Annotated in this window: 9 protein-coding genes, 7 tRNA genes and 1 riboswitch; of the genes, 14 read left to right on the forward strand and 2 right to left on the reverse strand. The window is 43.6% G+C overall.

Features of this window, described 5'->3' with window-relative positions; translation table 11 throughout:
- Positions 1-119 precede the first annotated feature (119 nt).
- Both I6H64_RS01050 and I6H64_RS01055 read right to left on the reverse strand, forming a co-directional pair.
- Entirely contained in the window at positions 120-1,376 is a 1,257-nt protein-coding gene (locus I6H64_RS01050; RefSeq protein WP_036685548.1) for an LCP family protein, read from the reverse strand.
- A 166-nt stretch (positions 1,377-1,542) separates the two neighbouring features.
- A complete protein-coding gene (locus tag I6H64_RS01055; RefSeq protein ID WP_008841848.1) occupies positions 1,543-2,337 on the reverse strand; it encodes a lp_1002 family arylesterase in 795 nt (264 codons plus the stop codon).
- A 101-nt stretch (positions 2,338-2,438) separates the two neighbouring features.
- On the opposite strand from I6H64_RS01055, the gene I6H64_RS01060 reads away from it, so the two are divergent.
- The 14 genes from I6H64_RS01060 to I6H64_RS01125 all read left to right on the forward strand — a co-directional run bounded on the left by I6H64_RS01060 (position 2,439) and on the right by I6H64_RS01125 (position 13,428).
- Positions 2,439-2,945 (forward strand): GNAT family N-acetyltransferase, encoded by a 507-nt coding sequence (locus I6H64_RS01060; RefSeq protein ID WP_008841847.1) that lies wholly within the window; start codon positions 2,439-2,441, stop codon positions 2,943-2,945.
- A 29-nt stretch (positions 2,946-2,974) separates the two neighbouring features.
- A riboswitch (Lysine riboswitch) is annotated at positions 2,975-3,152 on the forward strand.
- Positions 3,153-3,262: 110 nt separating this feature from the next.
- A complete protein-coding gene (locus tag I6H64_RS01065; protein ID WP_002832292.1) occupies positions 3,263-4,726 on the forward strand; it encodes an amino acid permease in 1,464 nt (487 codons plus the stop codon).
- Positions 4,727-4,802: 76 nt separating this feature from the next.
- Positions 4,803-5,435, forward strand: a complete 633-nt coding sequence (locus I6H64_RS01070; protein WP_005918115.1) for a deoxynucleoside kinase — start codon at positions 4,803-4,805, stop codon at positions 5,433-5,435.
- Between the two features lie 282 nt (positions 5,436-5,717).
- Positions 5,718-6,998, forward strand: a complete 1,281-nt coding sequence (serS, locus tag I6H64_RS01075; RefSeq protein WP_008841846.1) for a serine--tRNA ligase — start codon at positions 5,718-5,720, stop codon at positions 6,996-6,998.
- Between the two features lie 239 nt (positions 6,999-7,237).
- Positions 7,238-7,310, forward strand: a tRNA-Val gene (locus I6H64_RS01080).
- 34 nt (positions 7,311-7,344) lie between these two features.
- Positions 7,345-7,426: transfer RNA gene (locus tag I6H64_RS01085), tRNA-Leu, on the forward strand.
- Positions 7,427-7,436: 10 nt separating this feature from the next.
- Positions 7,437-7,509: transfer RNA gene (locus I6H64_RS01090), tRNA-Thr, on the forward strand.
- A gap of 4 nt (positions 7,510-7,513) precedes the next feature.
- A tRNA-Gly gene (locus tag I6H64_RS01095) sits at positions 7,514-7,585 on the forward strand.
- A 16-nt stretch (positions 7,586-7,601) separates the two neighbouring features.
- Positions 7,602-7,675, forward strand: a tRNA-Arg gene (locus tag I6H64_RS01100).
- A gap of 196 nt (positions 7,676-7,871) precedes the next feature.
- Positions 7,872-7,945, forward strand: a tRNA-Arg gene (locus I6H64_RS01105).
- 69 nt (positions 7,946-8,014) lie between these two features.
- A tRNA-Pro gene (locus I6H64_RS01110) sits at positions 8,015-8,088 on the forward strand.
- Between the two features lie 334 nt (positions 8,089-8,422).
- A complete protein-coding gene (gene spxB, locus I6H64_RS01115; RefSeq protein ID WP_002832289.1) occupies positions 8,423-10,228 on the forward strand; it encodes a pyruvate oxidase in 1,806 nt (601 codons plus the stop codon).
- 237 nt (positions 10,229-10,465) lie between these two features.
- A complete protein-coding gene (locus I6H64_RS01120) occupies positions 10,466-10,930 on the forward strand; it encodes a CtsR family transcriptional regulator (protein WP_002832288.1) in 465 nt (154 codons plus the stop codon).
- 26 nt (positions 10,931-10,956) lie between these two features.
- Positions 10,957-13,428 (forward strand): ATP-dependent Clp protease ATP-binding subunit, encoded by a 2,472-nt coding sequence (locus I6H64_RS01125; RefSeq protein WP_002832287.1) that lies wholly within the window; start codon positions 10,957-10,959, stop codon positions 13,426-13,428.
- The last annotated feature ends 47 nt before the right edge of the window (positions 13,429-13,475 follow it).

Genomic DNA, 13,475 nt, shown 5'->3' on the forward strand with positions numbered 1-13,475 from the left:
CTTGTGGGGCGTTTTAATTTTAGAAGCTTCGCTGGTTAAACAAAATCAATGTCGAATTTTAAATTCTGCTTTGCAGATGTTCAAGTCAAACGAAGTCTTTTTAATTGTGTATTTATTGCTTAATAGCCTTGATAACCTTGGTATCCCGTAGTTACTCCCGTCCCTGTACTAGGCGTAGTGGGGGTAGGAGTTGCTTGGTTGTTAGGATCATTGTAGTTGGAAGAAGTACTGCTATTATCAGCACTAGATGTTGCATCACTTTCCTCAACTTCGCCGGTATACATGCTACTGATTCCAGTCGTACCGGTAGTTTTGTGTGGTAAATCAAGCGCATCGCGAATGAAGTTAGTAACGCGTTGCCGTTCTTTTTGCGGAACGTATTCATAAGAACCGCCGTTAATGGTGACCCCTTCACCTTGTAAATGAGTTGATTTCAAATGGTGGGTAGCAACCCGATAGTTACTTGAAAGGGCTAGTAACTCATTAAAGGTTAAATCAGTTTTAGTTTGTTTTTGCAGAGAATTTAAGAAGTTTTGGTTGAGCAACGCGGTGATTGAATCGCTCTTTCTTAAGATGGCCATCAAAACTTGGCGCTGCCGAGTTTGCCTTCCGTAATCTCCTTTAGGATCGTCGTAACGCATCCGGGAGTAATCAAGGGCAGCTTTACCATCAAGATGGATTTTAACCCCCTTCTTAACGTCGGCGTTGCCATACTTAAAGGTTAGCTTAGGGGTGACGTCAATCCCGCCTACACCGTCGACAATTTTTTCTAGTCCACCCATGTTGATTAATCCGTAGTAGTCAATTGGAACGTTTAACAATTTTTGAACCGCTCGAATGGCCGTTCCGGCTCCGCCAAAATCATAGGCAGAATTAATTTTGGATGGTGAATAACTGGAATATCCCGGGATTGACATTACGGTATCTCGGGGGATGCTAGTCAAAGTCATCTTCTTCTTTTTGGGATTTAACGTAGCGACGATCATTGTGTCGGTACGACCACGATAATTCCGGCCTAGCGCCCCAGTATCGGTACCCAATAATAGGATGGAAATCGGTTTGCCGTGTTTTAGCTCGCTGGAAACGTCCCGGGCTTTTTGAATGCGAGCACTATCAAAAATTGAATCGACCGCATTTTTAGCGGTATACCATTTTTTGACCCCGAAAACGATCAACAGGAGGGCGATAACGGCACAAACAACCCAGCGCCAAGGATGCCACTTCTTAGGCGGACGGGGATTACGTTGCCGTTTTTGCCGGCTGCCACTGGTTGGGTTATTTTGCTCCTCGGCGTTGGAATCATTTCCCTCCGGCGCAGAATTAAACTGGTTGCCGCTAAATCGGCTTAAATTGGAATTCCGTGAGTCTTCACTCATACAAGTTTCCTCCACAATGTTAAAAATCAATTACTAATATAATACCAAATTTATTTGGCGGTTTGATTGAATTAACTAAAGTTTAATATTTAGTGTATAAAAAAGTAGTTTTTGTGCTTTTGAAGAATAAAGGTCCATTTTCTTTACTAATGGAAAATAAGCCTCGTTATAGTTCGCGTAAAAAAGCTAATGCATTAGCAATCCAATCGGCAATGCGAGAATCTTGGTGACGCTCGTCGTAAGCCGTAGTTTCGTCAGCTAACGCCATTCCGTGAGGACCGTGGTGGTAAAGGTGTAGTTCGGTGGGCACTTGATGAGCTTGGAGCGCTAAGAAGTAGTCCACGGCGTTTTTTGAAGAAACTAACTGGTCGTCAGTGGTGGCCCAAATGAAAGTTGGAGCATTATCGGCGGTTACGTGTTGGTCAGCAGCAATCTCATCGGGGTTGTCAGTCCACTGCGCCAAAGTAGGTTGGTCAGGGAAGCCATCAAATGGGGTAATTACTGGGTAACCTAAAATAGTAGCGGCGGGCTTTAAGTCTTCTGCAGATAAGTGGGTTTGTGCTTGTAACCAGTCTGAAGACCATAAATTATTGTAATTAGCGACTACGTGCCCGCCGACGGAAAAGCCCATCAACATGACTTTTTGGCGATCAACGTGCCATTGTGCGGCGTTTTGTTTAGTAGTGGCGATTGCTTGCGCAGTTTCCAACAGAGGAGCCGGGAAGAGCGGTTGAACTTCGTCGACAAAAGAGTACCGTAAGATGGAAACTTGAAAACCAAGTGACAAAAAGCGTAGCGCAACTTTTTCGGATTGCTTAAAATCAATGTGAGTATAAGAGCCTCCCGGTACAAAAATTAGCGCAGGGTTAAGCGCGTCGGTAAGGCTGGGATCAACGTAGGAAATTAACTCTGCTTGAGATTGAGGATTTACCTGGTTAAGTGGTGTTTTAATTATTTGCATAAGATCGACTCCTTTTAAGTAGTAAAATATATTCACATAGATTATCTATAGACTATCTTAAATCTTTTTGAGTCATACGAAAAATAATTTGGGAGAAATAAATGAAATTTAAACTACGATACTTTGCAACGAGTGACTTTGCAGATTATCAAGTACTGATGAATAACGAAAAACTCGCGCGACTAGCGGGAATGCAAGTTTTAAAAACGGAATTAGAGCAGTGGCTAGCTTTTAAAGGGATGGTAGGCAGCCCGAATTTCCTAGCGATTGTTAACGAGGAAAACCGGTTGAGCGGTGGAATCTTTATTTTTCAGCAGGCGGAAGAAGCCGTTTTTGAACTAGGATATTTACTGGCTGAAGAGTATTGGAATCAAGGAATTATGTCGCGGGCAGTCCATTTTGCGTTGAAGAGTTTAAGGAATCGGCAATCAGCAACGGGGCGAACCGTAAAAGTTCAGGCCAACGTTTTAACGGATAACCAGGCCTCTCAGCGAGTTTTAGAAAAGAATGGTTTTATTCGCCAACCGGGGGTGTTTGAAAATGTATCCGGGTATGACGGCCGTGTCCGGAAAGAATATTTATACGAATTGAACCTTAAGCTTGCATAATTAATCAAGTTTGCTATAATTTGAATCACATCGAAAGAAGAGGTCGCCTCAATGATGAGTAGCCCTGGTAAGATGATTAAGCATCTGGGACCCAGGGAGAAAGGTAACGAGGCCGAAATGACTGCAGACTTAATTCTGCACGATTTGGGACTTGGTTGAATAAGCCAAGGACTGTCGCAATTACGGTTGCGGAGCGCTATCTACGATTTGACTAACGATTTTAAACGGTCTTTTTGTGTAAGTGCGCGCAAAAAGGCTTTTTATTTTGTTCTGGGATAATCACAGCGCCTCTTTTAATTTTTAGGAGGTTCTCTATTATGGCACAGTTACAAAAGCAGGCGAGCGGCAATCACGTCCAGCGGGCGCTGAAGACTCGTCACATCTCAATGATTTCACTAGGCGGCAGTATCGGGACCGGCCTGTTCGTCGCTAGTGGTTTAGCAATTTCTCAAGCCGGCCCGGGTGGTGCCCTACTAGCATACGTCGGGATGGGAATTATGGTGTACTTCTTGATGACTAGTTTAGGCGAAATGGCGACCTACATGCCAGTTTCGGGATCGTTTGCTACGTACGCTTCTAAGTACGTGGATCCTGCCTTTGGGTTTGCAATGGGATGGAACTACTGGTTCAACTGGGCGATTACGGTCGCCGTGGATATTAGTACGATTGCGCTGATTATGAAATTCTGGTTACCTAACGTTCCAGGATGGATTTGGAGTTTGATCGCGTTAGCGCTGGTAGTCCTGATTAATGCGTTAACCGTTAAAGCGTTCGGGGAAACCGAGTACTGGTTAGCCTTAATTAAGGTAGTTACCGTCTTTGTTTTCTTGGCAGTCGGAACTCTTACCATTTTCGGGATTATGGGTGGCCACGCAACTTACTTAGAAAACTTTGTATACCGGAAGGCACCGTTTGTTGGGGGAATTCCAGCAATCTTAAGCGTCTTCGTCGTTGCCGGATTCTCTTTCCAAGGAACCGAGTTAATCGGGATTACGGCTGGGGAATCAGAAACTCCGGAAAGCAGCGTTCCTAAGGCAATTAACCAAGTTTTCTGGCGGATTTTATTATTCTACATTTTGGCGATTTTCGTAATTGCCTGTCTCTTACCGTATACTAGTCCAGATTTGCTAGGAACTTCGGCAAGCGACGTTTCAATTAGTCCGTTTACCCTTGTATTCCGGCGGGCTGGTTTAGCAGGTGCAGCGGGGGTAATGAACGCCATTATCCTTACATCGGTGCTTTCTTCGGCTAACTCGGGGATGTACGCATCTTCACGGATGTTGTTCTCGTTGGCAAAGCAAGGTTATGCAGCGAAGATCTTTGGCCGGACGACCAAGCGGGGGATTCCTTACGTGGCGCTAATTGGAACCACCGTGGTCGGGTTATTAACCTTTATTACCAGCATTATGGGAACTAAGATTTACGCTTGGTTAGTTGCGGCTAGCGGGTTGACCGGTTTTATCGCCTGGATGGGGATTGCCGTATCTCATTGGCGGTTCCGGCGCGCATTCGTCAAGCAAAACCATGATTTGAGCGAATTGAAGTACCGGGCAAAATGGTTCCCGTTTGGACCGTTGTTTGCCTTCGTGTTAAGTATTGTGGTTATCTTAGGACAGGACATTAATTCCTTAATCAACCTTAACTGGCAGGCGATTGGGATTACCTACATGTCGGTTCCACTATTTATAGTGCTTTTTGCATATTACAAAATTAAGTATAAGACTAAATTAATTCCATTAGAGGAGATCGACTTAAGTCGGCCGAATATCACGAAAAAGTGATTTTTTCAAGATGTTGTTTTGCGTTCGTTTGGTGGTACAATATGTGGTGCTATTAAATGAAAAAGGGGTATCTTAAATGATTGCTTTATCAGGTCCAATCGGCGCCGGCAAGACGTCACTGACGGAATTATTAACCCAGCATTGGGGTAGCGATGCTTATTATGAATCGGTAGATGACAACAAAATTTTGCCGCTCTTCTATAAGGATCCAAAACGTTACGCATTTTTATTACAGATTTATTTTCTAAACAAACGGCTAGATAGCATCAAGCAAGCTAACGACGGATTTAGAAGCGTAATGGATCGCTCAATTTATGAGGATTCGTTACTCTTCCATCTAAACGCTGATTTAGGACGGGCGACCGAAACCGAAGTCAAGATTTACGATTCGTTGTTGAGCAACATGATGCAAGAGTTACCACGGCTTTCATACAAGAAAAACCCGGACCTTTTGATTCATATTGATATTTCGTTTGATACCATGTTAAAACGGATTAAAAAACGCGGTCGTTCATACGAACAGATTGAAAACGACCCGTCCTTATACGATTACTATAAGGAATTAAATCGGCGTTACGTATCGTGGTTTGAAAACTACGACCAAAGTGCCAAGATTAGAATTGATGGCGATAAGTATGACTTTGTGGAAGACCCTAGCGCACGTCAACAAGTTATCCAATTAGTTGAAGAAAAGATTTCGCAAATTTAATTGCGGAAGTTGCATCTTTTTTGTATAATACGGTTAACAATTAAATAGTTCAGTTGTTAACAAGGCGTTTTAAGTAGGTTTTTAGAGAGGTCCGGATGGTGGAAAGGGCTAACCGAAACTCCGGCGCTGATTAAACAAATGGGTAATGCCATTCGGTGATTCCGTTACCATCATGAAAGTGCGCCAGTAATGGTGAACTTGGGTGGTACCGCGAAAAGAGCCTCTTCGTCCCAATTGGGAGGGAGGCTCTTTTTATTTTGATTTTAGTAAGGAGGAATTTGCATGTTAGATTTAAAGATGATTCGTAACCATACTGATGAAGTTAAGGAAAAGTTAGCTACCCGTGGGGTTCAACCAGAAACGATTGACCAGCTATTGGCAAAGGATAACCAACGCCGGGAGTTGATTGTAAAGAGCGAAAGCTTAAAGAAAGTTCGAAATGACGTTTCGGACCAAATTTCCCAGATGAAACGTAACCACGAAGATGCTAACGAACCAATTCAAAAAATGCGGAAAGTTAGCCAAGAAATTAAAGAACTCGATGAGCAATTAGAAAAGGTTGCTGCGGAAGTAGAAGACCAAGCGGCCCACTTGCCTAACTTACCACATCCTGACGTACCGGTAAGCTTAACCGAGGAAGGCAGCGTTGAATTACGTAAATTTGGCACCCCTCGGAAGTTTGATTTCAAGCCCAAAGCCCATTGGGAAATTGGCGAAGATTTGGGAATTTTAGACTTTGAACGGGCTGCTAAGGTTGCTGGTAGTCGGTTTGTTTACTACGTTGGCGATGGTGCGCGTCTCGAACGTGCAGTTTACAATTTCTTCTTAGATCAAAACGTGGCGGCCGGATTTACCGAAGAAATCACGCCTTACATGGTTAATGATGCGTCGATGTTTGGAACTGGCCAATTTCCTAAGTTTAAGGAAACGCACGCTGGTTATGAAATTAAAGATGAACCACTAACTCTAATTCCGACGGCGGAAGTACCATTAGTTAACTTCTACCGGGATGAAATTTTGGATGAAGACCAGTTGCCAATTAACGTGACTGCACTTTCACCAGCCTTTCGTTCGGAAGCAGGAAGCGCTGGACGGGACACCCGTGGTTTAATCCGGATGCACCAATTTAATAAGGTAGAAATGGTTAAGATCACAAAACCAGAAGATTCTTGGCAAGAATTAGAAAAACTTACGCGCCACGCGGAAACCCTTTTACAAAAGCTAGGATTGCCATACCACGTGATTACGTTGACGACCGGGGACATGAGTTTTACGGCTGCAATGACTCACGACTTAGAAGTATGGATTCCAGCGCAAAACAAGTACCGCGAAATTTCAAGTTGCTCGAACACCACTGATTTCCAAGCGCGTCGTGCTCACATTCGTTACCGCGATGAAAATGGTAAGTTACAGTATGTCCACACGTTAAATGGTTCGGGACTTGCTGTTGGCCGGACGGTAGCCGCAATTTTGGAAAACTACCAAAATGAAGATGGTACGGTTACCGTTCCAGACGTTTTGGTGCCATATATGCAAGGAACCAAGGTAATTGGTAAAAATTAATAATTTAGGTTAAAAATAACGGCAGGGCTTGGTGTTTTATCCAAGATGCTTATAAATAAGGATTAATCTTTTATTGCAGAAGGTTAATCCTTATTTTTTTAACCATTTTACGTGCCGATGTAGTGGGCAATCATTCGTAGCAAACGGTTTAATTTAGAGTTTCGAAAAAAAGTTTAAAAAAGTGATTGACAACTAATGGTTTAATCCGTATTATATATAAATGTGTTCACGAGGTTTATGGAGGATTAGCTCAGTTGGGAGAGCATCTGCCTTACAAGCAGGAGGTCACAGGTTCGAGCCCTGTATCCTCCATTGAGATTATTCTCAGTGGTTTTAAATGTTACATGCGGGCGTGGCGGAATTGGCAGACGCGCAAGATTTAGGTTCTTGTATCGAAAGGTGTGGGGGTTCGAATCCCTTCGCCCGCATAGGGATTAAGCCGACTTAGCTCAGTTGGCAGAGCATCTGTCTTGTAAACAGAGGGTCGGAGGTTCGAATCCTCTAGTCGGCATTTTGCGGAAGTAGTTCAGTGGTAGAACATCACCTTGCCATGGTGGGGGTCGCGGGTTCGAATCCCGTCTTCCGCTTTAACTTAATAATTATGCACCCATAGCGCAACTGGATAGAGTGTCTGACTACGAATCAGAAGGTTGCAGGTTCGACTCCTGCTGGGTGCATCCTTTAAACGTCAATCGTTGGATTGGCGTTTTTTTGTGTCCTGAACCAACGTGACGGGAGATTCGGATTATTTTGAAATTGCCTAATTGGCAAAGTGCGCCATTGTGAAAAACAGCGATTGCGAAAATTAAGTTTTGTGATATAATTTTTAAGTGCTGGAAGGCTCTTGCGAGTATTCTTAACGATTGATTATTTGCACCCATAGCGCAACTGGATAGAGTGTCTGACTACGAATCAGAAGGTTGTAGGTTCGAGTCCTACTGGGTGCATTGATTAAGCATTGGTCAGCATGGCTGAGTAGTGCTTTTTCATTTTTAAGCTTCTAATACGAAGTTGCTCGGGAAATAGCTCAGCTTGGTAGAGCACCACGTTCGGGACGTGGGGGTCGCAGGTTCAAATCCTGTTTTCCCGATTTATCGATTAAGCGAATAAAGTGACTTTTTGATCATATTGGTCACTACCCAAGTCACCGAAATAAAAAGCGTTTTGCAAGAATTTTAAGTTCTTGGAAAATGCTTTTTATTTTTGAGCCTGAGCGGAAGTTTCCAGTACCTGTTGCGGAATTAGTTAGGGTAAGTGATTACTTATGAGATGAATTTATCTAGGGAAAAAATCCGAAACAGGGTGCTTAAAATCCACGATATTCGTTAGCGCAGACAAAAATGTTGACATAAAGTAAGTATAGTTGTAAATTAATATTTGTAATCGGTTACATCATTACAAATAAAAAATCGAGGTAAGTTTAGATGAGTGAAAAGACTGTACCAGCAAGTGTCGCAATGTTAAGAGTCCTTCAGGCTTGGGATATTAAACGTGTTTTTGGATATCCAGGTGGTTCGTTTAATTCAACAATGAACGCTTTAGACCTAGAAAAGGATCGAATCCAATATGTGCAAGTTCGCCATGAACAAGTTGGCGCCCTCGCTGCCGCTGCTGAAGCAAAGCTAACCGGCAAGATTGGAGTTGCCTTTGGTTCAGCAGGTCCCGGTGCGGTTAACATGTTGAATGGTTTATATGACGCTAAGGAAGACCATACCCCCGTGTTGGCACTAGTTGGGCAAGTACCTCATAGCAACATGAATTACGATTTCTTCCAGGAATTTCCTGAAGTTCCAATGTTCCAGGACGTGGCCGTTTATGACCGCTGCGTAATGACCCCGGAAAGTCTTCCATACGTGGTTGATAAGGCTATTCGGGCAGCGTACAAAAACCGCGGACCAGCGGTAGTGGTAATTCCTAATGATTTCGGTTACGTTCAGATTCCGGACGTAAATTATGCTTCGACTGCGTTATTAGAAAAGCAAACTCCTAAACAAACACCAACTGACGAAGAAGTAGATCAATTCTTGAAGATGGTTCGCGAAGCTAAACGACCAGTCTTCCACGTGGGTTCCGGAATTAAGGACCATCAAGATCTCTTGAAGAAAGTTGCTGAAAAACTACAAATCCCCGTAACCATTACTGGTCTAGCAAAAGGTAAGGTTGACGATGATTGGGAAGGTAACTTGGGTACCACTAACCGGGCAGCATCCAAGGCAGCTGACGAAGCCTTTGCAACTGCTGACTTAGTGATTGCGCTCGGCGCTGACTTCCCGTTTGCCAACCTAGTTTACCGGACTCATGATTTCAAGTTTGTTCAAATTGACAACGACGAATCTCAATTCGGACGTCATCACTTCTTGGACTTAGGAATCTGGGCGGATTCGGGCAAGTTCTTGGAAAAAGTTTTGGAACGGTCCGAAGCTGTTGAAAATCGGCCATTCTACCAAGCAACGGTTGCCGACATGCAAGATTGGAAAGCATACTTGAATAAGTTAATGAAGAAGGCGGACGGTCCGCTATCTTACGAACAAATTTATCGGGAAATTAACCGGATTGCGGATAAAGATGCGGTCTTTGGCATTGATACTGGTGACAACATCATCAACTCCTTCCGCTTCCTTGATTTGAAGGGCGATAAGCAGTGGACGATTTCTGCATTATTTGCCACGATGGGCTACGGAATTCCGGCTGCAATCGCAGCAAAACTTGCATATCCAGACCGGCAAGTGTTTAGTATTTCAGGAGATGGGGCAGCTTCAATGGTAATTCACGACTTGTTGACCGAAGTGAAATACCACTTGCCAATTATTAACATCATCACTTCTAACCAAACCCTTAACTTTATTAAGTCAGAACAAGATGATATTCAAATGAATCATTCTGGAATTGATCTTGAAGACGCTGACTATGCCAAAATTGCGGAAGCGATGGGTGCAAAGGGAATTACAATTAGAACCTTAGATGAATTACCAGCGGCCTTTGATAAGGCGTTAGAATATCAAAAAGCTGGCGAACCAGTAGTAATTGATGCTAAAATTACCGACCAACGGGGATTGCCTGTTGAAGAATTGGAATTCGACAATCAAGCGGCAAACTTCACCGAAAAGATCTCGGCTGCTTATCAAGCAACCCACGGTGAAAAGTCAGTCAGTGATTTCTTTAGCGACTACGATGGAGCCGAATTGAAGCCGTTAACGGATTACTTTGCTAAGTTTGGTGTGGAAAAATAGTTTACTAAGCTTGCATTTTAAACTCATTTAAAATAAGATAGAAACCTTCAGAAAAGAAGTGGAAGCGGAATTTAATTAAATTCTAAACGCCACTTCTTTTTGTGCTCTTAGCCCAAGAACGGAAAAATACCGTGAAACCGGTTAATACCGATAATTTTGAACAATATCTTTTACAATTGCCGACCAGTTTCGTATAATAATAGTCAATATTAGTCAAAGTAGGGAGAGGTGGTCGTTATGCAAGGACAGAATATTTCGGATATAATCGAGCGATACTTGAAAGAAATTTTAGCTGATTCGGAGGAAGTTGAGATTCGGCGTTCTGAAATTGCGGATCAGTTTGACGTAGTACCATCCCAAATTAACTACGTAATTAAAACCCGGTTTACCATCCAAAACGGTTATTTAGTTGAAAGTAAGCGCGGCGGCGGTGGCTATATCCGGATTGAAAAAGTTAAATTGCTAGATGATATTGACGTATTAGATTCGTTGATCCGGGTGATTGGCGATTCAATTAATGAACGAGACGCAATTTCTATTTTAAGCAGTTTATATGAAGATGCGGTTTTAAGTAAGCGGGAAGCTAATCTACTAGCTGCAACAATTGCCAAGAGTACCTTAAACATTGGCGATCGGAAACTAGAAGACCAGATTCGCGCAAAAATCATTATCGGAGTTTTAAATCACCTTCGATATGAGTAACGAGTTTAGAGAAAGACAGGTGGACAATGGAAAATTTATTTACTCCTAGCGCACGCAACGTGTTAATTATTGCTCAAGAGCAAGCCAAACGGTTTAAACATCCCGCGGTGGGAACGGAGCATTTACTATTAGCACTAACGATTGAAAACAACGGCGTTGCCCACAGTGTGTTAGAACAATTTAATGTCACCGAAATTGATGTAATTGAAGAAATTGAGCAGTTTACGGGTTACGGCAACTTACGCTTAACCAAAAATGATTACTTGCCATATTCGCCAAAGGCTAAAGAGATTTTAGCGAATGCGGGAGACCAAGCGCGGCAATTAAAAGCTGCTAAGATTGGTACAGAACACATTCTATTAGCGCTGATTCAAGATGAGACCATCTTATCTTCGCGAGTTCTGTTAGCGTTGGATACTGACGTTGCGGACGTCCGTAAAGTAACGTTACGTAAGCTGGGGGTTAACCCAGCAACCCAAAGTCGGCGTGCTAAGCAACGGGCGACGACAACGAAGGGAACTCCAACGTTGGATTCGGTTGCCCGGGATTTAACTGCCATGGCGGAAGCCGGCAAAATTGACCCAATGATCGGGCGAGAAAACGAACTCCGACGGGTTATTCAAATTTTGAGTCGGCGAACCAAGAACAACCCGGTATTGATTGGGGAACCTGGAGTTGGTAAAACGGCGATTGCGGAAGGTCTCGCACAACGAATCATTGCCGATGACGTGCCTGAAGATATGAAAAACAAACGCTTGATGATGCTTGAAATGGGTGCGTTGGTTGCGGGAACCAAGTACCGGGGCGAATTTGAAGACCGCTTGAAGAAGGTTATCGAAGAAATTCGCCAAGATGGCAAAGTTATCCTATTTATTGACGAATTGCACACCTTAATCGGGGCTGGTGGTGCGGAAGGTGCCATTGATGCTTCCAACATCTTGAAACCGGCGTTAGCGCGTGGAGAACTACAAACCATCGGGGCGACAACCCTAAATGAATATCAAAAATATATTGAAGCGGATGCAGCTTTAGAACGACGGTTTGCCAAGGTAGAAGTTGATGAACCTACCCAAGCAGAAGCAGTCCAAATTTTACAAGGAATCCGGCCAAAATATGAAGAACACCATAAAGTTCGGATTACTGATGAAGCAATTCAACAGGCGGTAAACTTGTCGGCTCGTTACATTTCCGATCGGTTCCTTCCTGATAAGGCGATTGATTTAATTGACGAAGCAGCCGCTAAGATTCGAATCGACGCTGCCGAAAAGCAGAGTAAACGAGAAACTGACGAAGATAAGTTAGCTCGGTTGAAGGCAGATAAGGAAGCCGCCATTGACCGCCAAGACTTTGAAACCGCGGCCGAAATTCGGAAAAAGGAAATGAAACTGCGGAAAAAGGTCGAACGAGCAGCTGCCCGGCAAGCAGAAGCGGAACAGCCAGTTGAATATAAGTTACAAGAAACTGGTGAAGACGTTGCTCAAATTGTTTCCGATTGGACCGGGGTGCCGGTTACTCAAATGAAGCAATCTGAATCGGAACGGTTGGTTAACTTAGAAAAAATCTTGCACGAACACGTAATTGGGCAAGACGAGGCCGTTTCTTCAGTAGCTCGGGCAATCCGACGGGCCCGGTCCGGATTGAAAAATCCTAAACGACCAATTGGTTCATTTATGTTCCTTGGCCCAACTGGGGTAGGGAAGACGGAGCTGGCGAAGACCCTTGCTAACGTAATGTTTGGTTCAGAAGATAACATGATCCGGATTGACATGTCGGAATACATGGAACGTTTTAGCACCAGCCGGTTAGTAGGTTCGGCTCCTGGATACGTTGGCTATGACGAAGGTGGCCAACTGACCGAACAAGTTCGGCGAAAGCCATACTCGGTAGTCTTATTTGATGAAGTCGAAAAGGCCCATCCGGACGTGTTTAATTTGTTGCTCCAAGTCTTCGATGATGGATTCTTGACCGATTCGAAGGGTCGCCGGGTCGACTTTAGAAATACGATCATCATTATGACTTCTAATTTAGGGGCGACGGCGTTGCGGGATGAAAAATCAGTCGGTTTTGGAGCCCAAAACATGGCTGATGATTACCAAGCAATGGCTGCAAAGGTTAAGGAAGTCTTGAAGCAAAGTTTCCGACCAGAATTCTTAAACCGGATTGACGAAACGATTGTCTTCCATTCCTTAACCAAGCCAGAGTTGCATCAAATTGTAAAATTGATGTCGAAGGATATTATTCGGCGGATGAGTGCGCAAGGAATTAACATGAAATTCACTCCAGCCGCAATTGACGTGGTAGCCGAAGCCGGGTTTGATCCTGAATACGGTGCTCGCCCAATTCGTCGAGCACTTCAAACACAAGTAGAAGATCAACTTAGTGAAATGTTGCTTGCTGGGCAAGTTAAGGTAGGCGACGACGTGACGATCGGGGCCCGCAACCACAAAATCACTTTTAAAGTGAAGGATGCTAAACCGGTAAGCAGTACAAGTAAATAAATGATTTGACAAAGCTTTTAAAAGAGCATAGAATATAATCTGTATGT

This window comes from Pediococcus acidilactici, from assembly GCF_016127815.1.
GTDB lineage: Bacteria > Bacillota > Bacilli > Lactobacillales > Lactobacillaceae > Pediococcus > Pediococcus acidilactici.